The 20,486-nt window shown below is 45.3% G+C and carries 21 protein-coding genes; 14 read left to right on the forward strand and 7 right to left on the reverse strand.

All coding sequences use genetic code 11. The features are described 5' to 3' along the window. Window positions 1-68 precede the first annotated feature (68 nt). From malQ to AC6R16_RS15850, 3 genes are all read left to right on the forward strand, one after another. Window positions 69-2,249, forward strand: coding sequence for a 4-alpha-glucanotransferase (malQ, locus tag AC6R16_RS15840; RefSeq protein ID WP_500639999.1), 2,181 nt, complete (start codon window positions 69-71; stop codon window positions 2,247-2,249). 186 nt (window positions 2,250-2,435) lie between these two features. Then, the gene (glgB, locus tag AC6R16_RS15845) at window positions 2,436-4,613 is read left to right on the forward strand and encodes a 1,4-alpha-glucan branching protein GlgB (protein ID WP_500674995.1); all 2,178 of its coding nucleotides are present in this window, start codon (window positions 2,436-2,438) and stop codon (window positions 4,611-4,613) included. Window positions 4,614-4,748: 135 nt separating this feature from the next. Continuing rightward, window positions 4,749-5,405 (forward strand): hypothetical protein, encoded by a 657-nt coding sequence (locus AC6R16_RS15850; protein ID WP_500674996.1) that lies wholly within the window; start codon window positions 4,749-4,751, stop codon window positions 5,403-5,405. Between the two features lie 16 nt (window positions 5,406-5,421). Here AC6R16_RS15850 and AC6R16_RS15855 read toward each other — a convergent pair whose 3' ends face one another. The 3 genes from AC6R16_RS15855 to AC6R16_RS15865 all read right to left on the reverse strand — a co-directional run bounded on the left by AC6R16_RS15855 (window position 5,422) and on the right by AC6R16_RS15865 (window position 7,707). After that, the gene (locus AC6R16_RS15855; RefSeq protein ID WP_500674997.1) at window positions 5,422-6,063 is read right to left on the reverse strand and encodes an START domain-containing protein; all 642 of its coding nucleotides are present in this window, start codon (window positions 6,061-6,063) and stop codon (window positions 5,422-5,424) included. 50 nt (window positions 6,064-6,113) lie between these two features. Continuing rightward, a complete protein-coding gene (gene arfB, locus AC6R16_RS15860; RefSeq protein ID WP_425667535.1) occupies window positions 6,114-6,527 on the reverse strand; it encodes an alternative ribosome rescue aminoacyl-tRNA hydrolase ArfB in 414 nt (137 codons plus the stop codon). Between the two features lie 169 nt (window positions 6,528-6,696). Next, the gene (locus tag AC6R16_RS15865) at window positions 6,697-7,707 is read right to left on the reverse strand and encodes a hypothetical protein (protein ID WP_500674998.1); all 1,011 of its coding nucleotides are present in this window, start codon (window positions 7,705-7,707) and stop codon (window positions 6,697-6,699) included. A 399-nt stretch (window positions 7,708-8,106) separates the two neighbouring features. On the opposite strand from AC6R16_RS15865, the gene AC6R16_RS15870 reads away from it, so the two are divergent. The 4 genes from AC6R16_RS15870 to AC6R16_RS15885 all read left to right on the forward strand — a co-directional run bounded on the left by AC6R16_RS15870 (window position 8,107) and on the right by AC6R16_RS15885 (window position 9,992). Next, window positions 8,107-8,772, forward strand: coding sequence for an outer membrane beta-barrel protein (locus AC6R16_RS15870; protein WP_004743940.1), 666 nt, complete (start codon window positions 8,107-8,109; stop codon window positions 8,770-8,772). A 106-nt stretch (window positions 8,773-8,878) separates the two neighbouring features. After that, on the forward strand, window positions 8,879-9,091 hold the full coding sequence (locus AC6R16_RS15875; protein WP_500674999.1) for a winged helix-turn-helix domain-containing protein: 213 nt from the start codon (window positions 8,879-8,881) through the stop codon (window positions 9,089-9,091). 21 nt (window positions 9,092-9,112) lie between these two features. Beyond that, complete coding sequence (locus tag AC6R16_RS15880) at window positions 9,113-9,556, forward strand: hypothetical protein (RefSeq protein WP_500675000.1); 444 nt, start codon at window positions 9,113-9,115, stop codon at window positions 9,554-9,556. Next, window positions 9,546-9,992 (forward strand): hypothetical protein, encoded by a 447-nt coding sequence (locus tag AC6R16_RS15885; protein WP_236642931.1) that lies wholly within the window; start codon window positions 9,546-9,548, stop codon window positions 9,990-9,992. The genes AC6R16_RS15880 and AC6R16_RS15885 overlap by 11 nt, the downstream gene beginning before the upstream one ends. 84 nt (window positions 9,993-10,076) lie before the next feature. On the opposite strand, the gene AC6R16_RS15890 is transcribed toward AC6R16_RS15885, so the two are convergent. After that, complete coding sequence (locus tag AC6R16_RS15890; RefSeq protein WP_500675001.1) at window positions 10,077-10,637, reverse strand: TetR/AcrR family transcriptional regulator; 561 nt, start codon at window positions 10,635-10,637, stop codon at window positions 10,077-10,079. A 98-nt stretch (window positions 10,638-10,735) separates the two neighbouring features. Between AC6R16_RS15890 and AC6R16_RS15895 the strand changes: the two genes are divergently transcribed. Both AC6R16_RS15895 and AC6R16_RS15900 read left to right on the forward strand, forming a co-directional pair. Continuing rightward, window positions 10,736-11,269 (forward strand): dihydrofolate reductase family protein, encoded by a 534-nt coding sequence (locus tag AC6R16_RS15895; RefSeq protein ID WP_500675002.1) that lies wholly within the window; start codon window positions 10,736-10,738, stop codon window positions 11,267-11,269. Window positions 11,270-11,440: 171 nt separating this feature from the next. Further along, window positions 11,441-11,821, forward strand: coding sequence for a VOC family protein (locus tag AC6R16_RS15900; protein ID WP_500675003.1), 381 nt, complete (start codon window positions 11,441-11,443; stop codon window positions 11,819-11,821). Between the two features lie 93 nt (window positions 11,822-11,914). Here the strand turns inward: AC6R16_RS15900 and AC6R16_RS15905 are convergent, their stop codons facing one another. Then, window positions 11,915-12,562, reverse strand: coding sequence for a hypothetical protein (locus tag AC6R16_RS15905; RefSeq protein WP_500675004.1), 648 nt, complete (start codon window positions 12,560-12,562; stop codon window positions 11,915-11,917). Window positions 12,563-13,145: 583 nt separating this feature from the next. Then, on the reverse strand, window positions 13,146-14,444 hold the full coding sequence (locus AC6R16_RS15910) for an alpha/beta fold hydrolase (RefSeq protein WP_500675005.1): 1,299 nt from the start codon (window positions 14,442-14,444) through the stop codon (window positions 13,146-13,148). Between the two features lie 177 nt (window positions 14,445-14,621). On the opposite strand from AC6R16_RS15910, the gene catB reads away from it, so the two are divergent. From catB to AC6R16_RS15935, 5 genes are all read left to right on the forward strand, one after another. Next, the gene (gene catB / locus AC6R16_RS15915; protein ID WP_065814753.1) at window positions 14,622-15,254 is read left to right on the forward strand and encodes a type B chloramphenicol O-acetyltransferase; all 633 of its coding nucleotides are present in this window, start codon (window positions 14,622-14,624) and stop codon (window positions 15,252-15,254) included. A gap of 104 nt (window positions 15,255-15,358) precedes the next feature. After that, window positions 15,359-15,856: a DUF2867 domain-containing protein gene (locus AC6R16_RS15920; protein WP_425667541.1), complete on the forward strand. Its 498-nt coding sequence runs from the start codon at window positions 15,359-15,361 to the stop codon at window positions 15,854-15,856. A 117-nt stretch (window positions 15,857-15,973) separates the two neighbouring features. Further along, a complete protein-coding gene (locus AC6R16_RS15925) occupies window positions 15,974-16,822 on the forward strand; it encodes a pirin family protein (protein ID WP_500675006.1) in 849 nt (282 codons plus the stop codon). Window positions 16,823-16,999: 177 nt separating this feature from the next. Further along, the gene (locus AC6R16_RS15930) at window positions 17,000-17,593 is read left to right on the forward strand and encodes a LysE family translocator (RefSeq protein WP_500675007.1); all 594 of its coding nucleotides are present in this window, start codon (window positions 17,000-17,002) and stop codon (window positions 17,591-17,593) included. Between the two features lie 33 nt (window positions 17,594-17,626). Then, entirely contained in the window at window positions 17,627-18,451 is an 825-nt protein-coding gene (locus tag AC6R16_RS15935) for a helix-turn-helix domain-containing protein (protein WP_500675008.1), read from the forward strand. 53 nt (window positions 18,452-18,504) lie between these two features. Here the strand turns inward: AC6R16_RS15935 and AC6R16_RS15940 are convergent, their stop codons facing one another. Next, on the reverse strand, window positions 18,505-20,358 hold the full coding sequence (locus AC6R16_RS15940) for an ABC transporter ATP-binding protein (RefSeq protein WP_500675009.1): 1,854 nt from the start codon (window positions 20,356-20,358) through the stop codon (window positions 18,505-18,507). Window positions 20,359-20,486: the final 128 nt, after the last annotated feature.

The raw sequence follows: 20,486 nt of genomic DNA on the forward strand, positions 1-20,486 counted from the left end.
CTCTACTCTTTTTATAATGATTAACAACCCTACATTTTGAAGGTATTAGCAGTCCTTCGGAGAGAGCGATGAAACAAGATAACGCATTAAAACAAGTCGCTGAAATGGCGAGAATTGCCGACAGCTACGTTAGCGCGTGGGGAGATGAAGCTAAAGTTGAAGACGAAACCATTCGTCACTTACTTGCGTCTTTAGGCTATGACACGACAAATGATGAAACTCTTCTGAAATCAGCAGAGAAAAAGCATAAGAAAGATGTGCTAGACCCAGTACTGGTTGTCCGCGATGGTGAACCTGTCGAAGTGGCGCTGAATCTAGGAGCGAGTGCTCGTGAAAGTGAGTTTAGCTGGCGCTTAGATACTGAGCAGGGAGAGGTACTTGAAGGCTATCTTCAATCGCAAATCGTACGCGATGAGCGCAAAGAGGGTGGCCCTTTAGTGTTTGCATTACCGAGAGATATCGCTTGGGGTTATCACAAGCTGACTATCACTCGTAAGCGTCGTAAAGCCCCTTATGAGATGACATTGATTGTGACGCCAAAAGCGTGTTTCAAACAAGATGGCATCTTAAACGGCAAGAAAATGTGGGGGCCAAGTGTTCAGCTTTACACTCTTCGCACTCAGCACAACTGGGGTATTGGTGATTTTGGTGACCTTAAACAGCTGGTTGCCGATATCGCATCACGCGGTGGTGATTTTGTTGGCTTAAACCCAATTCATTCATTGTTCCCGGCAAACCCAGAAGGGGCGAGCCCATACAGCCCGTCGTCACGCCGCTGGCTAAACATCATGTATATTGACGTTAGTTCTGTACCTGAGTTTGCGCTAAGCATTGAAGCGCAGCAAAAAGTGGGCAGTGCAGAGTTCCAACAACGTCTGCAAAAAGCACGCGAATCACACTGGGTGAACTACACCGAAGTCTCTGATCTGAAAATGAGTGTCTTGCCTCAGCTATTTACTGAGTTTAAGAAACGTCACTTAGATAAAAATTCAGAGCGAGCGCAAACTTTCTTAGCCTTTGTTGAAGAGGGTGGCGAGAGCTTAGTTCATCAAGCGGCGTTTGATGCGCTTCACGCTAAACTGCACGCTGAAGATTCTAATGTTTGGGGCTGGCCTGTATTCCCTGAAGAGTACCGTAAGTTTGAAAACAGTGCGGTGCAAAGCTTCATTGAACAAAACCAAGATCAAGTTCATCTTTACATGTACCTACAGTGGGTTGCCGATACTCAGATTAAAGAAGCGCAAGCTTTGGCTGAAGAAAAAGGCATGTCAGTGGGCTTATACCGCGACTTGGCTGTGGGTGTGGCGGATTCAGGCTCAGAAACTTGGGCGGATGATGGCAACCTAATCATGGATGCAAGCATCGGTGCTCCACCAGATGTCCTTGGACCACTTGGTCAAAACTGGGGACTACCTCCGTTGAATCCACAAGTGCTGCAAGCGACTGGGTATGATGCATACATCAAGCTTCTGCGCGCGAACATGAAGCACTGTGGCGCACTGCGTATTGACCATGTGTTAGGCCTGCTACGTTTATGGTGGATTCCTAAAGGTGAAAACGCAACTAAAGGCGCTTACATCTACTACCCAGTGGAAGATATGCTAGCGATTCTGGCGTTAGAGTCGCATCGCTATCAATGTAGTGTGATTGGCGAAGATTTAGGTACTGTGCCTGATGAAATCGTCGAGATTCTACGCGACGCTGGCGTTCACTCATACAAGGTCTTCTTCTTTGAAACTTCAGAAGATGACGGCGGCTTTATTTCACCTGCTCATTACGCAGAGCAATCTATGTCTGCCCTGTGTACTCACGATATGCCAACGCTCCGTGGTTTCTGGCACTGTGAAGACCTTAAGATGGGTGAAGAGCTTGGCCTTTATCCTGACGCAGAGCAGCTCAAAGGTCTGTTCGCTGACCGTCTAGAATGTAAGCAAGGTATCCTTGACTCAGTGGCATGGCATGGTTACCTACCAGAAGGTGTGGGCCGTGATGCGCAATATGTACCAATGGACTCTTACCTAGCGGAAGCACTTCAACTTCATGTTGCAGCAGGTTCTTCGACACTGCTCAGTGTCCAGCTGGAAGATTGGCTTGAAATGGACAAGCCAGTTAACATTCCTGGCACGGTCGATGAGTATCCAAACTGGCGTCGTAAACTGTCGATGAATCTCGACGAAGTGTTCGCGCATGAAGGGGTTAATCGCATTGCTCACAAGCTCACCGAAGTTCGAGCGAAAGTAAGCAAATAGTCGTCTAATTGCAGTTCATACATAGAAAATTTTAGGTTGTATCACTCTATGTAGAGCCGGAATTCGGTAAACTGTCATAACGCTAATTAAGCCCGCTGCATAGCGGGCTTTTTGGGTCATTTGACCTGTCAATACGACAACTAATCTTATTTGGATTATGAAAGTTAGGTTAGGGAGAGAAGTAACTTGAAAACAACAACGTTAGATAAGGCAACAAAGATTTATAACCGGCTTTCACACGCGACATTCGCTGACCCATTTTCGTTTATCGGGCCTTTTATCGATCCAGAGCACGGTGCTTTGCGTGTATGGATGCCAGGCGCTGATAAAGTTGAATTAGTGATCGACGATCAGCGAGTAGAACTTGAAAGGGAAGATGCCTCTGGCTTTATCCTTAAACAAGAGCAAGATTTACACTTAACACACTACCTGCTTGCCGTCGATTGGAATGGCACCGAGCAACTGGTAGATGATCCTTATCAGTATCACAACATCTACGCTGAATATGATGATCTGCATACGCCTAAAGAAATGTACAAGCATATGGGCGCGCAGTTTATGACGCTTGAGCGTGGTGGCAAACAGATTTCGGGTATCCGTTTTTTGGTATACGCACCGCATGCTTCTGCGTGTAGTTTGGTGGGCGAGTTCAACCAGTGGGATGGACGTCGCACACCTATGCAGCGCCTCGATTATGGTATCTGGGGTATCTTTATTCCAAATCTCCCTGAAGGTACTCAATACAAGTTTGAGTTAAAAGGACCAAATGGCGAAGGCTTACCTCATAAGGCTGATCCTTGGGGCGCATTTGCAGAGCAGTATCCTTCTTTTTCTTCAGTGACTTACGATCATAGCCGTTACCAATGGCAAGATGAGCAATGGCAAAATCGTCCGGTGACGGAAAAGCGCAAAGAAGCGCTCTCGTTCTATGAGCTGCATGCAGGTTCTTGGCGTCGTGGTGCGAATGGTGACTTCCTAAACTACCGTGAATTGGCTGAGCAGTTAATCCCTTATCTTGTCGATATGGGCTACACCCACATCGAATTGATGCCTGTTTCCGAGCATCCATTCTATGGTTCTTGGGGTTATCAGCCTGTGGGTTTATTTGCGCCAACCAGTCGTTTTGGTACACCAGATGACTTTAAATACTTCGTCGATCAGTGTCACCAAGCCGGTCTAGGTGTGGTACTTGATTGGGTGCCAGCGCACTTCCCATCAGATGATCACGGCTTAGCGAACTTTGATGGTACGCCTTTATTCCACGACCCAGATCCACGTCGCGGTTGGCACCAAGATTGGAACTCATACATCTACGACCTTGGCCGTGAACATGTAAGACGTTTCTTAGTTTCTAATGCATTGTATTGGTTTGAGCAGTTCCACATTGATGGCATTCGAGTCGATGCAGTGGCGTCTATGTTGTACCTCGATTACTCACGTAGCCATGACCAATGGATTCCAAATGTTGATGGTGGCAATGAAAACTACGATGCGATTGCTACGCTGAAATGGATGAATGAGGAAGTGTACAAATACTTCCCGAATGCAATGACAATTGCAGAAGAATCGACCGCATTCCCGGGAGTGTCGGCACCTACCTTTATGGGCGGTTTAGGCTTTGGGTTTAAGTGGAATATGGGCTGGATGCACGACTCTTTGTCTTACATTCAAGAAGACCCAATTCACCGTCAATACCATCACAATACGATTACCTTCCCACTGGTTTATGCCCACAGTGAGAACTATGTACTGTCGCTATCACACGATGAAGTGGTTTACGGCAAAGGTTCTATTCACAATAAGATGCCTGGCGACGAGTGGCAGCAAACCGCCAACTTGCGTGCGTACCTTGGTTACATGTACGCACAACCGGGTAAAAAGCTTAACTTTATGGGCGCAGAATTTGGTCAGACTGCGGAATGGAACCATGACGATCAACTGCAATGGTTCCTGCTTGATTTTGAACGCCATCAAGGGGTTCAGGCGTTGACTCGCGATCTCAATAAGCTATACAGCAGCGAGAAAGCAATGCATGAGCTAGATTGCGAACCGCGTGGCTTCGAGTGGCGATTGCAAGATGCCGCTGAAGCGTCGATTTTGGCTCATGAGCGCTTGAGTGATAGTGGAGAGCGTATTCTTGTCGTGACCAACTTTACTCCTGTCCCGCACGAAGAGTTCAGATTGGGTGTACCACATGAAGGAACCTATCAATTGCTGCTTAACACCGATGACAACAAGTACCACGGTAGTGGATTTGAAGTACTAAACTCGGTGACGAGCGAAGAGGTAGCAAGCGAGGGCTTAGAGCAGTCGATTCACCTTCGATTGCCGCCGTTAGCGACTGTATTTTACAAGTTAGATTAGTAATATAAGCCCAGTGAAAACTGGGCTTTTTTAGCTCTGACATTTGATGACAAAGCCTTACAACATCCATATACATTAATAATCAATGGCTCAATAAACTATCCATAACAATAATGAATGGTTTTGGAGCTGAAATTGAAACCCTTAATCCCGCTATTTATCGCCGTTACCGCACTCACAGGTTGTCAGTCTTCAAAAGATAATCTTGCTCCCTATGTCTTCCAGTCGCAGTGCCAAGAAGCAGATGAGTATGATTTTGAGCCTCTGACTTTTACCGTCGATTCTTCATTTGAGCAGGCGCGAGTCAATGGTGTTATCTGTTCGGGGTCGTACACCGCATTTGAACAAATGACTAAACAGTACCCGAAAGTAAAGCTACTGCGATTAAAGGAGATCCCTGGCTCTGTCGACGATGAAACCAATCTTCGCTTATCGAAGAAGATTCATCAGATGGGGATCAGTACTTACTTAGGCGGGAATGGTATCGTGGAGTCAGGTGGGACGGATCTGTTTCTTTCTGGAGTGACCAGAAAGGCGGAAAAAGGTGCGAAAGTTGGCGTGCATTCTTGGGCTTTCGAAGATGATGATGGAAAAGTAGTGGGTGGAGTGAACCTACCCAAAAGCAGTCCGGAGCATCAGCCCTATATTGAGTACTACCAAGATATTGGGCTAAGCAAACCTGAAGAATTTTATTGGTTTACTATGCATGCGGCGTCTGCGGAGGGAATCTATTACATGTCACCGCAGCAACTTGAACATTTCGGCTTTAATACCCCAAGCTTTGCATTCTAATTTCGCGGATTCTCTATCACTCTTTGATATTGGGGTGCGCACTGCCTTGGTAATTAGGAAGTTGTGCTCGTAGTCCTATAAAGGTATTGCGAGCGCTTTCTTTAGCGAGTTTGTTGGCTAGCCAATCAGGCAGAGCACCGCCAGGATCAGCGAAAGCTACGTATTCGATAAGAGCACTACCATTGGTGAGCTTTTGCAGCGTCCATGTGGCTTTTACTGAGGTAATGCGGATGTAATCCTCTTGCTCGGGCAAACTGGCTGGAGGGGCGTCTTTGATGTTGAGTGTAAAACCTATCTCATCGACGGAATATTTTGAGTAAGTGACCATATCGCGGTCTTTCGCAGGCCAAGGGGCGGCAAATTGTGTGTAGACAATGTTTTCGTTGGATGAGATTTGCTTTATAACGCGGCTTAGGCTGACGTTATCAATCCAGTTCGGTACATTAGCGGTATCTTCCAGCAACAACAAAAACGCGCCGTAGCTGGTGGGGGCGAACATTCTGGCTCTAATCTCGACTAGCCCATCACTATGCTCACGAGAGTAGATGGTTATGCCGTCACTGTCGCTTTCAAACTTCCAGTTAGCAACTGGCTTTGCCCATACAGCGCTTGAGGCGATTAAACTGAAGATACAAATACTTTTCCCTAAGTTTGTCATTATCTTACCTGATTCCTAACCATCCTTGTTTAGTCTATATGACACTGAGCTTAATGCTTAATTCGGCCACGAAGAGACTTGGTCTGCGATTTGATATTTTTACTTTTCAGCCGCCTTTCTTTGGAAGCGCGGGTTGGTTTTGTCTCTCGACGTTTCTTTTGCACCACCATCGCTGAAGTGATCAGTTCAGCGAGCCTGTTTAGCGCATCTTCTTTGTTTTGCTCTTGAGTTCGAAATTGCTGAGCTTTTATTGTGATGACACCGTCTTTTGAAATACGAGAGTCATGCAGGGCAAGAATTCGTTCTTTATAAATGCTAGGTAAGCTAGAGTGCTTAACATCAAACTGAAGATGAATAGCACTCGAGACCTTGTTGACATTCTGCCCGCCCGCCCCTTGAGCTCGTATTGCTGTGAGTTGGATCTCCCAAGCTTGTAGAGTGACGTTGTTGGATATCTTAAGCATTCAGTACATGTGATTTAGGCTATGAAGAGTCATTGTAGCCTGACTGAAGCGCTTCGCCATGGTTTTATAGCAGGTTCTCGCCGAATTTTTGGCATACGAGTAACGATCGAGCAAAACAAATGGGGTTCATAGTAGGTTGACGACTACCTATCCCCTTTTGGCGAGGATGTTACTGACTCGGCATCAAGAACACTTCTCTCATAGCGGCCACTTGCTTGGTTAATGCACCGCCGACATGTCCACCACCCTCTACTTCAAACAGTATCGCTCCTTTTTGGGTCAAAAATGTGCTTTCTTCAGCTGATAACCCACCGAGCTGTTCATCATTGTTAGCGAATGTGAACCCTAGGTTACTTAGGTCGTCATATTGGTCAAGGATAGAGACATAGCGTGGAGTCGCAATGGCAGCGTTTAGTTTGTCCATGTTCTGCTGTAACTCAACGATACTTCGCTCACTGTTTGATGCACAACTATCTAAAGCGATATCTTGGCGCGGCTGACAGGACTCAAGCCAATAGTTGGTGTGAATGATTAACTCACCTTCTTGGAATGCGCTGTTGTCATAGACGAACCCCGCACGTTGGTTTGATTTAAATGCATCTATCAGCGCTTCAGGTGTATTGAGGCGAGATGACTGAACAAGGAAAGCGTCCGCCGCTTGGGGACCGTATTTAGCCAGCATTGCGAGCACGACAAACCCACCGTGTGATGCGCCTTGTACATAGACTGTTTTGCCTTGTGATTTATAGTATTTCGCCACCTGATAAAGAATATCTACCGACTGTTGGGCGTCTTGTTCTATTAAGTTATAGGCTCGGGTCTGAGCATAATTTTGCGTTTGTATCATCTGGCTTTGTTTTACATAGACAAAGGCGATATTGGTAAAGTCGATTTTCTCACCATTCTCATCATCAATCTGACTAATGAAGCCAAATGTGTCGTCATCGGCATACGATAGTGGCCCTCCGTCAGAATAGAGTAAGACGATCGGCATTTGCTCGGGATCGCCATGTTGTATTGATATATATGGCTCTATATTGGTCGTTTCTGGAGTCATTGATTCCCTAAGAGCAGGGGTATCATCCGATCCGCCACCACAGCCCCAAAGGCTAAGAATAGAAAGTAAGAAGAAGCCTGAAACCTTTGCTTTAGGTCGCTGGGAGTAGAAAGATTGAAACATACGGAAAACCTTTGTATCGCCTCCCTGCCGTAAATTATTTAGCCATTGTCCTAAAGGCTGCCTCACGTTAGTGCGCTTTGCAGGAGCAGAATAGTATGGAGTGATGTATGTCTTCTCAATGTTAGGGAGGTGTTTTTCATATGAATTAATGCTGTGAATGAGTGCTTGTTAGAAAATATTCTGTCTTTAAGGTTTTGATATGTTTGGGTTTTTATCTTTTTTTAGATGTAAGTAAGGGAAAGGTGATCTTTGCGTTCAGCAAAAACATATTAGGGAAGTCTGGAGAGCGTTAATGAGCTTTATATTGATAATTAAGATGAATTAACGAGTTGGACTATTCACCTATCTAATAGCGTTCACATAGACTTCGAGCTCTTTCCAAATCTAATGAGAGCAACAATGAAAAAGACAATCTACAGTGCAGCAGTTATGGCTGTATTGGCGTGTGGTGCGGTACGTGCTGAAGGTATGAGCGATAACTACAACTTTTTATCGGGTGGTTATCAACAGTCAAATTACAGCCAGTCGCTTTATTACGGTTCTAGCTCATCAAACGCCGACATAGACGCAAAAGGTTTTTATCTTCGCGGCAGCTTCAACTTTTATGACAATTTTTTCGCTGAAGTTCGCAAAGATCGTACCTATTACACGCATTCGGGCTCATTGGTTGAAAGTGATTGGACGCTTGACCAAAACTTGTATGCACTAGGTTACTACTACCCAATTAGCCCGGCTTGGTCTTTGTACGGCACTGTTGGTTATTCAGATTTAGAATTAGCAGCAGAAGCGCCAAACCTAGCTCCAAACACTAAACTAAGCTACAACATGTCGGGCCTTAGTTTAGAAGTGGGTGCGAGAGTTGAGTTGTTTGACTTCTGGCAAATTGAGCCAGCGATTCGTCATGCTAACTACGACTTCGCAATGTATGAACTGCGCTTGAACAATGCTTTTTCGGTGACAAACAATTTGTCTCTAGAGCTTAATGCATTGCACCGAGCATTTGAGACTCAGCACACCACTACGACGGAAGTCGCGGGTCAGGTTGGTGTGCGCTATTCTTTCTGATATTAGTATGCGAAACCTGCCGACTGTTTGGCAGGTTTCTGCGTATCTTTACCAGTTGGGAGATATTAGATAGACTTGCCGACGTTTTGCAGCGTAGTATTTGTCCATGAGTGAAAAAACACAAACACTGACCTTTTCTGGTTATGAGCTTAACCTCAGCTCAAGGACTCTTTGCCGAGTCGGCAATGGTGAAACTGTTCGCCTTTCTCACTCCGAGACACTTCTTCTACAGGCTCTGGTAGCGGCTCCCGGAAAAACTATATCGAGAGAGACATTGCTAGTTCAATGTTGGCCTGGACGTATCGTTACGCAAAGCTAGTTAAATGTTGCGGTAAAAAATTTGCGCCAAGCATTTGAAAAGTTAGGTGGTGAAAGTCTTATCACAACTGACCCCGGTAAAGGCTACTTACTACGCAGTGATGGGCGCTCTGCAGTAATAGAGTCAAAGCCGTTAGAAACACTTGATGAGGCTGGCCTAAATGGTGATGAGCTGATTAAGTCAAAACAGTATCTATTTTTTGGGTTGGCGTTCGTATTGGGTGCATTGGTGACCTTTTATACTCTTTTCATGTACATCGAACTGGTTGAAATCACCGAAGTGGATGGAGTGGACGTTTACTATGATGGTTTTCCCATTAAACCTGATGTACTACCTAGTCAAACATCGCCAAAAGCGTTGATGCTTGTATACCCTAAAGGCGGTTCAGTGAATTGCTATCAAGTGGTGAGCTATTCTGATTCAGAGTTTGTGGAAGAGTCATTAGGTGAATGCCGTGATAAATAAGTCTATTTCGTATTTCTTGAAAGGTATATTGTTTACTCTCATGGCTTGTTTGCTTTGGGGCATTGTATCGGCTTTGTTAACAGAGGATAGATATAGCCTTAAGACCTCTCATCCTGATATCTCTAATGAAACACTCACTATTACACTTAAACATGGGCAAGCTAAAGCACACTTCGTTTCTAGAGCAGTGAAAACGACTCGTACTATTTCTTATGACATGCATGGTTTATTTCTTCGCTATGGCAATCACTATTTGCTGCTAACGACCGACGATTCAGATGATGTGCATACCCATGGTTTTGCGGTAAGAAAACTGTTCATTAAAAAGGTGAGTGATCATCAGGCATTTTTAATTACTGATCGCCGAGGTTCATTTACCCTGAAAGACGGTAGAGTTGTTCATCTTAACAGTATTTTTTCGGGTACTTATCAATAACAACTAAGTGGCTTTTGGACCAGATATTATAAGCCACTTGCGTTGACCCCAACGGCTTTTCACCATCCATTACATCTCACTTATTCAGCCCTCAACCTCGAGCAATTGGTAGTACAAGTTTAGTGGACCCGCTAACATATCTAATGTGAGCTCACTGCTAGGCTGGCAGTTGAGTGCCAAAGCGAAACCGTGCAAGTAATCGGCAAGGAGGTCGATAGCGTTTTTAGTGGTTTCTGGGGTGAGTCCAAGCGGTTCTACGATCGTTTCATAGCGTTCGATAAACACATTCGCTGGGCTGATAGAGTCCATTTTGAGTAGCGTTTCAAGTAAACCAGGGTAGCGATGCAAAAGTGACACGTAGCTGATGCAGAGCTGTGATAACTGCACTCTCCAACCTTCACTTGAATCCGGCTGGTAGATATCTTCAATCAGAGAAATGACGATAGATTCTTGCAATGCATTCTTGTTACGGAAGTAGTGATATATCGCCATTGCGTCAACGGAAAGCTCAGAGGCTAAGCCTCTGACACTTGGCATTTTATTGTCTCTAAGCATCAACTCTTTTGCTTTGCTAAGAATGCGTTCAACATCTAATTGGCTTGTTTGGGCTTGAGGGCGCCCTCTGCGTTTTTGCTTGACAGACATCTTAGGATCTCATTAATCTAATATTAATTCTACAGTGTAGAATTAATTGTAACTCAGTTTTATACTTTGTCCAAACTCGTTTATCGGAGAACCTGACCATGGCAAATATCGTATTTATTGCAACCAGTCTTGACGGTTATATCGCAGACAAGGATGGGGGACTCGATTGGCTGCATTCGATACCTAACCCAGACAATATTGATATGGGATTTGTGCCCCTGCTTGAGCGTGTCGATGCGTTGGTGATGGGCAGAAATACCCTTGAAGCAGTACTAAGCTTTGACGTTGATTGGCCATACAGTAAGCCCGTCTTTGTGCTGAGCAACACATTGAAAGAAGTCCCATCTGGCTATCAAGACAAGGTGTTCTTAGTCAGTGGAGATTTGCCTGACATCGTTAAGGATCTTAATGAACAAGGTTACCAAGATTTGTATATCGACGGTGGAGTGACAATTCAAAACTTCTTAAAACAAGATCTGATAGATGAACTTGCTATCACCACTATTCCAGTTGTTCTCGGTGGCGGCGCAAAACTGTTTGGGGAACTGGATGGTTTGCAAAAATACAATTTGGTTGAAAGCAAAGTCTATCTCGATGCGATTGTTCAAAGTCGCTACCTGCGTCAGCGATAACGCTGAGTTGAATAGGGGTTAGGTAGGCGTTAAACGGTGAGTTAAGTTTAGATTCATCTCACTCTCTTTGTATCGAGAATGAGATGCTGCTATATGCTGAATCGGATGGGCTAGCAATCACCGACATCTGAGCTAGTTTTAAAGAGTCATTCGCTCAGGTCTAGGAGGAACATGCAAATGAATCCGGTTGGTTGGTTTGAAATCTATGTCGACGATATGTCGCGTGCTAAGGCGTTCTATGAAGCGGTGTTCGAAACGTCGTTAGAGAAACTTGATGGTGACGCTAAGATGGAAATAGAAATGTGGCTTTTTCCATCCTCTATGGAGCAGTATGGCGCAGCGGGTGCGTTAGCAAAAATGGAAGGGGTTTCTCCAGGTGGCAATAGCACACTGGTCTACTTTTCTTGCCAAGATTGCGCCAATGAGCAGTCAAGGGTCGAAGGCGCTGGCGGTAAGGTGGTTCACCCTAAATTTGCTATTGGCCCACACGGCTTTATCTCTATGGTCTCCGACACTGAAGGCAATATGATTGGTCTTCACTCGATGGCTTAGCCTTAATCTGTATTCTCCCGACTGACTGCCCTTTGCCTAAAGGTGTGGGGCTCAATGATGCATAGAAGGCTCTCCAACTGACGATTCTTAAGCCTAGTGCTGAGTATCGGTGTCATGAGACGGTAAGAACGGAGTTACTGCAAGCGATAGATAAAGGTCGCACAATATATATGGTAAGCGCCACAGGCCAAGCAGTAGCGTGAGGTAATATAATGAAACGGAGAAATACGAGAGGGACATGTCGCGAATATTCAGTCCGAGCAGGCGTTTGTCTTTACGATTGACAAAATTACGCCAGACTATTTCTCGCTTGGCCCTGAAGGCATTGCTGCTGGGTACGCGGTAGTAGTCTACGTCTGCTTCAATCTCTGCCCCTTGCATATATCGTTCAATCAAACGCCACTCAATGAGAGAGAACATGGGCATTAGGTAATTGTTGCTCGCGTAAAAAGTATGTAGCTTACGGTCGGACTTATCGTACCATGCCAGGTGCAGTTTACTCGTATCCATCTTAAGCAACGTTGTTCCAGCGCCTCCTAATTGGACCTCGGCTTTGATGTAAGGTACAAGCTCACACCATTTAAGCTCTACTTCACGTCCTTTGGGTGAGGCTTTAAAGACCACGTGTTGCGTGTCCTGGTAAAACCGGACTGAAGTTCTACGTCTTCGACGAACCACATAGTAGCCAATGATACTGACTAACATCATGCAATACAGACCAACAAAAATTTTCGTCATCATAGTCAAAGTGTCCTGATCTGCACCTCCGAACCAGTAGCTAAACGGCATTATGAGCATCAGGTACAACACAACCCTAATAGCACCTATGACATCATGGTCAATGTGCCCCGCACCTATATCCATATAAGTATCGGTCTTGTTCAGTACGATATTTTGAGGGATGATGGGTCTCTCTGGCGTTATATCAGCTTTAGTTCTGCGGAGGAAATGGACTTCATGCTTCCCAACGACAGCGGTTTTTCCCTCAGTTGGAAAGCGATTTAGCGATTCTGACTTTAACATTTGATTTTAAGATAATTCTTCTGTTGTTAGGGCCTGGAGTTGTGGTGCGTTCCTCAGAACATTATAAGGTTCTTGGTTCATATACTGAAGGATGTATCCTATTAAAATCAAGGTCTTTTAGGCTCTGTTTGTCGATGTGCTAGTATGGGTGTTACTAAGCCAAACCAGTTTGCTAAAGCAACAAACTGGTCAAGCTCGTATTCTAAAAACAGTTTAACAATGCCATAGTATGTTGTGAGTTAACCAAAGTTATTAGCCCCTAAATAATTATTCAGGAGCTTTGTCGATTTTGAGTATCTACTTACGCTAAAGTCGCTGCGGTTTGGTCACCCATTGCAATCAGAGTATCTAAGATCTTCTCGCCATCAGCACGTAAACCGTTGTGCTCATATTCATTGGTAATCCAAGCTTTGGCATTTGGCATCTCTGCTAACGTTTCTCGGCTGATATCCATCTCAACAAACATATCATCGGCATAGACAGCGCAGCTTACTGGTACTTTATTGCTTGCTAACTGCTTCGCATCGTATAACGGTTGCCAATCTTGTTTCGCTGCGAGTAACTCTGCAGCGGGTTTAAGTGGTTGCAAGTTCTTGTATTGATCAAACATCCAAGGGAAGACCATCTCACCAGTAAAGTAGAAAGGTTTGTCTTTATCGTAGTTAAACGCTGGGTTTTGCTGACGAACTTTATGAGCACTCCAGTTTGACGCAAAGCCTTGGCAATAGATTGATTCATGCAAAATGGCATAGATCGGATTCGTCTGGAAACCTTGTTCCATCAGCATGCTACTTAAAAACTCATAGCGCAGTTCGGTTTTGCCATTCACCTCTACAAGGGCATTTTCTAGCGCGTAATAGGTTGGCAAGAAAGTATCACTCATACCAAAGTTAATTCCAATCTGCTGGAATTGCTCAACGGTAAATCGCTGTCCGTTTGGTAAATATTCTTCGTTATCGATTAAGTGATCGGCAATCTGTTTGCACAGCTCTTGAGCTTTAGGGAACTGCTGGAAGAAAGCTTGGTTCTTCTCCATCGTTCGTTTAAACGTAGCCTGATATACATCGTCTGGGTGACGAGAAATCGACGGGACACCGCCAGTAATAAAGCTGCGAGACAAACTCTGAGGAAAAAGCGACAGATAGGTGAGTGAACAGAAACCACCGAAGCTTTGACCGAGAATTGACCACTGCTCAACCCCAAATTGCTTGCGAATAAACTCGGCATCGCGAACGATGTTGTCAGCACGAAAGCAGCTTAAATACTCCGCTTGCTCTTCAGGTGTCAGATGCGCCACAGTTTGGTGAGAGATCACTGAACTATTGCCCGTTCCACGTTGGTCTAACAATAAAATACGGTAATCTTGCAGCGCACGTTTTACCCATCCGCTGTTGCCATTTTGACGAGGAGAGGGGAAGCCCGGGCCGCCTTGAAAGTAGACCAACCAAGGCTTTGCGCTGTCACCATCTGAAACCAAGGATAGCTCACGAGCAAAAACGGTGATTTCACCTTGCGTAACGTCTGAGTAATTTAAAGGGACTTGAAAGTAATGCGGAGTGTATTTTACTCCTGCATCAATAAATTGCTGAGCGGTATTCATAATTGTTAGTACATCCGTGACGTTGAGATGCGGTATCTTATCGTGTTGCCATGCGGATACCAATGCCAGTTTGACTTAGTGTGGACTGAGTGATGGCAATAATAAATCTCAGTGATCTGAGTCATCTTTACCCTTATCCTAAGCTTGGACTAAATCATAGATAACCAAAAGAATGAAATTATGAATGTTTTTGACTCGCCATTTGCAGGTAAACCGCTCACGGAGCAGGTAACCAACCCCAATATTATTGTTGGTCGTCATAGCTATTACTCCGGCTATTATCATGGTCATGGCTTTGATGATTGCGCGCGTTACTTAAATCCGGATAGAGACGATGTCGATAAACTGATCATCGGTAGCTTTTGTTCGATAGGCTCGGGTGCTGTGTTTATGATGGCAGGGAATCAAGGGCACCGCAGCGACTGGATTTCGACCTTTCCTTTTTTCTATCAAGAGGATGAGAACTTCGCTGATGCGCAAGATGGATTCGCTCGCTCAGGAAATACAGTGGTCGGGAATGATGTGTGGATAGGATCTGAGGCGATGATCATGGCAGGAGTGACCATAGGAGACGGCGCTATTATTGCCAGTCGCGCTGTTGTGACCAAGGATGTCGCACCCTATGAGGTCGTGGGCTCAAACCCAGCAAAGCATATTAAGTATCGCTTTTCAGAAAGTGAGCGAGAGAAGCTAAATGAAATGCAGTGGTGGCAGTGGCGTGATGAGCAGCTTAAAGGCGCAATGTCATTACTCTGCTCGGGTGATGTGGATGGGTTGTATCGCTATTGGCAGCAACACGTCACTGGTTAAAATTGAGACAAGGCACAGATATTCGCTTCTGTGCCTTTGTTTTATTTGTGATCACCTTTAAGGTCATAAAGTAAAAGGACTACTAACCCAACAAGGTTTTTGCTATGGATCTGCCCAGTCACTCTAACATTCACCCCTATTTGCAAGGGGCCTACTTCGCTGATACACACAATATCGAGTTGCCTTATAACGGTGAATCCGCATTAGAAGTCTACTTTGCGATGGTGAATAAGACGCCCCGCTGGGTTAATGCGTTGATGGATTTACGCAATCGCATTGTTTCTAAATTAGGGCTGAAACACCTAGGGCGTATGGCGGATCTGGATGAAAACAAGTCGATAAGCGAGTATCGAGTTGGTGATCAAGTGGGTATCTTTTCGATTGTTAGTTTAAGTGACAACGAACTGCTGGTGGAGGATTGCGATAAGCACCTCAATGTTCGGCTCTCTTTTCTTATTGTTCCTGATGGCGACACAATGACATTACATGCGACAACGGTTGTTGATGTTAAGAACACGTTCGGCAAAGTGTATATGTTTTTTGTGGCCCCAGTACACAAGCTGATAGTACCCACCTCTTTGAAAACACTCGTGCCCGCTTAAATCTCATTGTCGTTCGAATTATTCGAACGACAGGCTCTAATCTCTCCGCTCAATTTACTCTTCAAGGTCAGTAAACTGTCTTCACTCCTTCATGGAGCCAAACTAAGGGGAGACAGCATGAGTGTAACCAGACAAGTTAATCAAGTAATCCAAGTTCATCCGACCTCAGATGGTGATGGGGTTAAGATACAGCGCGTGGCTGGGTTTAATAATGCGCAGTTTTCTCCATTTCTAATGGTTGATGAGCTTAAGTCGGACCAACGTTCAGATTACGTTGGCGGCTTTCCACCTCATCCTCACCGCGGAATCGAAACGCTAACTTATATGCTCAAAGGTCATTTTCAACACAAAGATCATATGGGCAATGTTGGCGAGCTGAGAAGTGGTGGAGCTCAGTGGATGGCAGCTGGCCGAGGAGTTATCCATAGTGAAATGCCTATTATGGAAGAGGGTGATTTGCATGGTTTCCAAATTTGGATAAATCAACCTGCGCGAGACAAAATGAAGCCAGCTCAATATGTCGATTTTCAGCCAGAGACGATCACTGAACATAGTGACGAGCAGCTTGGTCTAGTCCGCGTACTGGCCGGAACGATCAATGCCAATGAAATGCAGCTTAAAGGTCCGTTAAGTAAGACGGGTGTTGAGCTTAGCGTGTCTGATTGGCGCGCTGAAATTGATCAGAAAGTGAGTGTGTCAGTACCTGAGCAATTCAACATGATGATCTTAAACTATCAAGGTAAGGTTCAAGTTGGTGATTACACACTCAAGCAGGGTGAACTTGCGATGCTAAGTAAAGGTGAGCGAGTTGACTTGAAAGCGCTTGGGCAAAGTGGCGTGTTAATTTTCGCTGGCGAACCCATTGATGAGCCGGTCGTTCATTACGGCCCGTTTGTCATGAATACAATGGATGAGATAAATCAAACCATACAGGATTACAATTCAGGTGTGTTTGAAACTTATTAAACAACTTTAGGAGTTCTGCTTGAGCTTCATTTAACGCAAAGCGAACTATTCACTGCCAGTTCTTTTTGTTTTGCCACACCTTAGCGTGTGGCTTTTTTCTATCTGCGAGTCTGCAATATCGTTCAATAACTCTTACTTCTCTTTGGCTAGGCTAAATGGCTAGTGAAGGAGAACAAAATGAATAGTCTAATTATTGCGATGTTGGCGTTTGCGTTTGTGGGCGCCGCCACACCCGGGCCGGTGAATCTATTGGCGACGGCCACAGCTGCTCAACGTGGTAGTCGAGAAGCCGGTAAATTGGTGATAGGGGCGTCAATTGCTTATGCTTTAGTTGTGCTCATCTCTGGCAGTGTAATGCATGAGTTGGTTGAGTTTTTACCCTTGTTGGAAGCCACATTGAAGTGGGTAGGCAGCGCATTTTTACTCTACCTCGCATACCAGATATTTGCTGCACCTGTTGCTGAGTTACAAGGGCAAACGACACTGACCTCAGGCTGGTGGATAGGATCGCTTACCCAATTGCTTAATCCAAAAGCTTGGTTGGTGGCGATGTCTGGAGTCAGTTTGTATGTGGTCGGGCAGGGTAACGCTGATTACTGGCTTTGGGTGTTTACTCTGGTGTCGTTAGTTTGCTGTCTAGTGGGTGTTGGCTTATGGGCGATGAGTGGGCGCGCTTTATCTAGTTACTTATCTCAGCCCCATAAGCAGCGCATTTTTAACCGAATGATGGCGATAACCTTGGCCGCTTCTGTTAGCATGATTTGGTTCTAGTTTTGCAAACCTATACAGCGCAAGGAGCTGCGCATGAAAAAAGATAACAGCGCGAACTTTAAGCAAAGTACGGTACTGCCTTGGATTGAGATGAGAATCGCAAGCCAAAGCACCGCTTGTTATGCAGCGCATTCTCACGATGAGTTTTCATTTGGGATTATTCAACAAGGCAAAGCTGACTATCGTAATCACAGCTCGACGCATCATATTGGTCGCGGTGACATAGTGACGATTAATCCCGCCGATGTTCACTCTTGTAACCCAGAAGCGGGAACTTGGTCTTATAGCATGCTGTTTGTTGATACCAAACAGATGGGAGCTATTCAGCAGGAAATTCTTGGTCAATCTCATGCTGGGTATAGTGCTGACTACACACCATTTCGTCACGCATTTGAGCGCAGTGAGCCAATCAAAAATAACTATTTAGCTCTGTTTAACGATCTCCAGTCAGAAGCGAGCCAATTACAGGTGCAAACTCGACTGTATGACTTTATTGAAGCTGTTCACGTACAGAGTTCAATGGAGGTTAAACCATCCCCCTCTTCATCACTGAAAAGGGTGCAAGAAAAACTGCTCGATGACGTTAGCCAAATTCATCAATTGGATCATCTAGCGCAAGAAGCACAGATGAGCCGATACCAGCTCCTTAGAGCGTTCAAGCACTACTACGGTCTTCCGCCTCATGCCTATTTGATGGATGAGAAAATCAAACGTGCCAAGGTGATGCTTAAATCCGGTCAGGAGATCGCAGAGGTGGCTCAAGAGCTTGGTTTTTCTGATCAGGCACACTTTCAGCGTCAGTTTAAAAAGAAAATTGCCGTTACCCCTAAGTTCTATCAATCACATTTTGTTGATTGAGCAGCAATAAAAAAGGAAGCCGAGGCTTCCTTTTTGTCTATTTAACGTGTGATTTAAGCACTTTGCTTTTCAGCCTCTTCATCACCGATGAAGCCACCCGTTTGGTGAGCCCAAAGCTGGGCGTAGATTCCGCCACTTTGAACTAACTCTTGGTGAGTGCCTTGCTCAACGACTTCGCCTTTATCGAGAACGATCAATCGATCCATTGCGGCGATGGTTGAGAGTCGGTGCGCAATGGCAATAACCGTTTTACCTTGCATCAACTCATTTAGGCTCTCTTGAATGGCTGCCTCAACTTCTGAATCTAGGGCTGAGGTTGCTTCATCAAGAATCAGAAGCGGAGCGTCTTTCAGTAGTACACGTGAAATCGCAATACGTTGACGCTGACCACCAGAAAGCTTCACACCACGTTCGCCAACTTGAGCGTCGTAGCCTACGTTGCCAAACGGGTCGTTCAGTGTTTCGATGAACTCATGTGCGTGTGCCTGTTTCGTTGCACGGTGTAACTCTTCTTCGCTCGCATCAGGGTTGCCATACAAGATGTTATCGCGGATAGAGCGGTGCAGCAGCGACGTATCTTGCGTTACCATTCCGATGTTACTGCGCAGTGAGTCTTGAGTCACATCAGAGATAACCTGACCATCGATCTTGATCTTACCGCTTTCAACATCGTGGAAACGTAGAAGCAGGTTAACCAAAGTAGATTTACCTGCACCAGAGCGACCCACTAACCCCACTTTTTCACCTGGCTTGATGTTAAGGTTAAGGTTACTGATCACGCCTTTAGTTTTGTCACCATAATGGAAGCTGACATCATCAAACTCGATGCCGCCTTGATTGACTACTAGAGGTTTTGCGTCTGGTTTGTCTTGAATATCAATGGGTTTAGACATGGTTTTCATGCCATCAACTACGGTACCCATGTTCTCGAACAGAGCACCGACTTCCCACATGATCCACATCGACATACCGTTGATACGCAGTGCTAGGGCAATCGCAATCGCAATCGCACCGATACTGATCGAGTTATCCATCCACAGGTAGATAGAAAGCGCGCTGATTGAGAACACCAAAACGTAGTTAGTAATCTCGACCGCGACATCAAACCCTGTCACCAAACGCATTTGACGGTAAACCGTGCCTAAGAAGCCATTCATGCCTTCTTCGGCGTACTCTGTTTCACGTCGGCTATGCGAGAACAGTTTCACGGTTGCAATGTTAGTGTAGCTATCGACGATACGACCTGTCATGGTTGAGCGAGAGTCCGCTTGTTCAGAAGCAACCTGTTTCAGCTTAGGTACAAAGTAGAGCTGAATACCGACATAGCAGAATAGCCAAATGATCATTGGGATCATCAGGCGCCAGTCGGCCTGAGCTAACAGCACGACAATCGAGGTGAAGTAGACAGAAACGTAAACAAACACGTCCATCGTCTTCATCACGGTTTCACGTACCGCTAGCGAGGTTTGCATCACTTTAGTCGCGACACGGCCAGCAAAGTCATCCTGATAAAAGTTCAGGCTTTGCTTAAGTAAGTAGCGGTGAGCTAACCAACGAATCGACATCGGGTAGTTACCAAGTAACGTCTGATGAACGAGTAGTGAGTAACCAACCACAAGAACAGGCATTACAACCAGCAAAAGGGCGCCGTAGAAAATCAGATCACTCTGGTTATCTTGCCAAAACGTTTCTGGGTTACTGTTCGACAGCCAATCGACCAAGTTACCCATTGCTCCAAATAGAGAAACTTCAACAATTGCGACAATGGTTGCCATTACAGACATGATGATCAACGGGATTTCGAACCCGCGGGTGTAGTGGCGACAAAACGCAAAAATACCCGAAGGAGGCTGTGTTGGCTCCTGCTCGGGGAAAGGCTTAGTAAAGCCTTCAAACTTTTTAAACATAAATAAATTCCTAAACACGCAAAGATAGAAAGTTGCCTATGTGGCAGATGCGTACGTCCACTAGGGTCAACAGACCCTAAAAGGAAGGGTGAAACACCAATCTAGTCACCTATCTAGCTTGGTATAGC

It is taken from the genome of Vibrio sp. R10-SG3-ISO10 (assembly GCF_059834185.1).

What these genes read in the sequence shown, in the direction of transcription:
- malQ (WP_500639999.1), top strand. Translation starts at nt 69, where the DNA reads ATGAAACAAGATAACGCATTAAAACAAGTCGCTGAAATGGCGAGAATT.
- AC6R16_RS15855 (WP_500674997.1), bottom strand. Translation starts at nt 6,063, where the DNA reads ATGACAAACTTAGGGAAAAGTATTTGTATCTTCAGTTTAATCGCCTCA.
- arfB (WP_425667535.1), bottom strand. Translation starts at nt 6,527, where the DNA reads ATGCTTAAGATATCCAACAACGTCACTCTACAAGCTTGGGAGATCCAA.
- AC6R16_RS15865 (WP_500674998.1), bottom strand. Translation starts at nt 7,707, where the DNA reads ATGTTTCAATCTTTCTACTCCCAGCGACCTAAAGCAAAGGTTTCAGGC.
- AC6R16_RS15870 (WP_004743940.1), top strand. Translation starts at nt 8,107, where the DNA reads ATGAAAAAGACAATCTACAGTGCAGCAGTTATGGCTGTATTGGCGTGT.
- AC6R16_RS15875 (WP_500674999.1), top strand. Translation starts at nt 8,879, where the DNA reads ATGAGTGAAAAAACACAAACACTGACCTTTTCTGGTTATGAGCTTAAC.
- AC6R16_RS15890 (WP_500675001.1), bottom strand. Translation starts at nt 10,637, where the DNA reads ATGTCTGTCAAGCAAAAACGCAGAGGGCGCCCTCAAGCCCAAACAAGC.
- AC6R16_RS15895 (WP_500675002.1), top strand. Translation starts at nt 10,736, where the DNA reads ATGGCAAATATCGTATTTATTGCAACCAGTCTTGACGGTTATATCGCA.
- AC6R16_RS15900 (WP_500675003.1), top strand. Translation starts at nt 11,441, where the DNA reads ATGCAAATGAATCCGGTTGGTTGGTTTGAAATCTATGTCGACGATATG.
- AC6R16_RS15905 (WP_500675004.1), bottom strand. Translation starts at nt 12,562, where the DNA reads ATGATGACGAAAATTTTTGTTGGTCTGTATTGCATGATGTTAGTCAGT.
- AC6R16_RS15910 (WP_500675005.1), bottom strand. Translation starts at nt 14,444, where the DNA reads ATGAATACCGCTCAGCAATTTATTGATGCAGGAGTAAAATACACTCCG.
- AC6R16_RS15920 (WP_425667541.1), top strand. Translation starts at nt 15,359, where the DNA reads ATGGATCTGCCCAGTCACTCTAACATTCACCCCTATTTGCAAGGGGCC.
- AC6R16_RS15925 (WP_500675006.1), top strand. Translation starts at nt 15,974, where the DNA reads ATGAGTGTAACCAGACAAGTTAATCAAGTAATCCAAGTTCATCCGACC.
- AC6R16_RS15930 (WP_500675007.1), top strand. Translation starts at nt 17,000, where the DNA reads ATGAATAGTCTAATTATTGCGATGTTGGCGTTTGCGTTTGTGGGCGCC.
- AC6R16_RS15935 (WP_500675008.1), top strand. Translation starts at nt 17,627, where the DNA reads ATGAAAAAAGATAACAGCGCGAACTTTAAGCAAAGTACGGTACTGCCT.
- AC6R16_RS15940 (WP_500675009.1), bottom strand. Translation starts at nt 20,358, where the DNA reads ATGTTTAAAAAGTTTGAAGGCTTTACTAAGCCTTTCCCCGAGCAGGAG.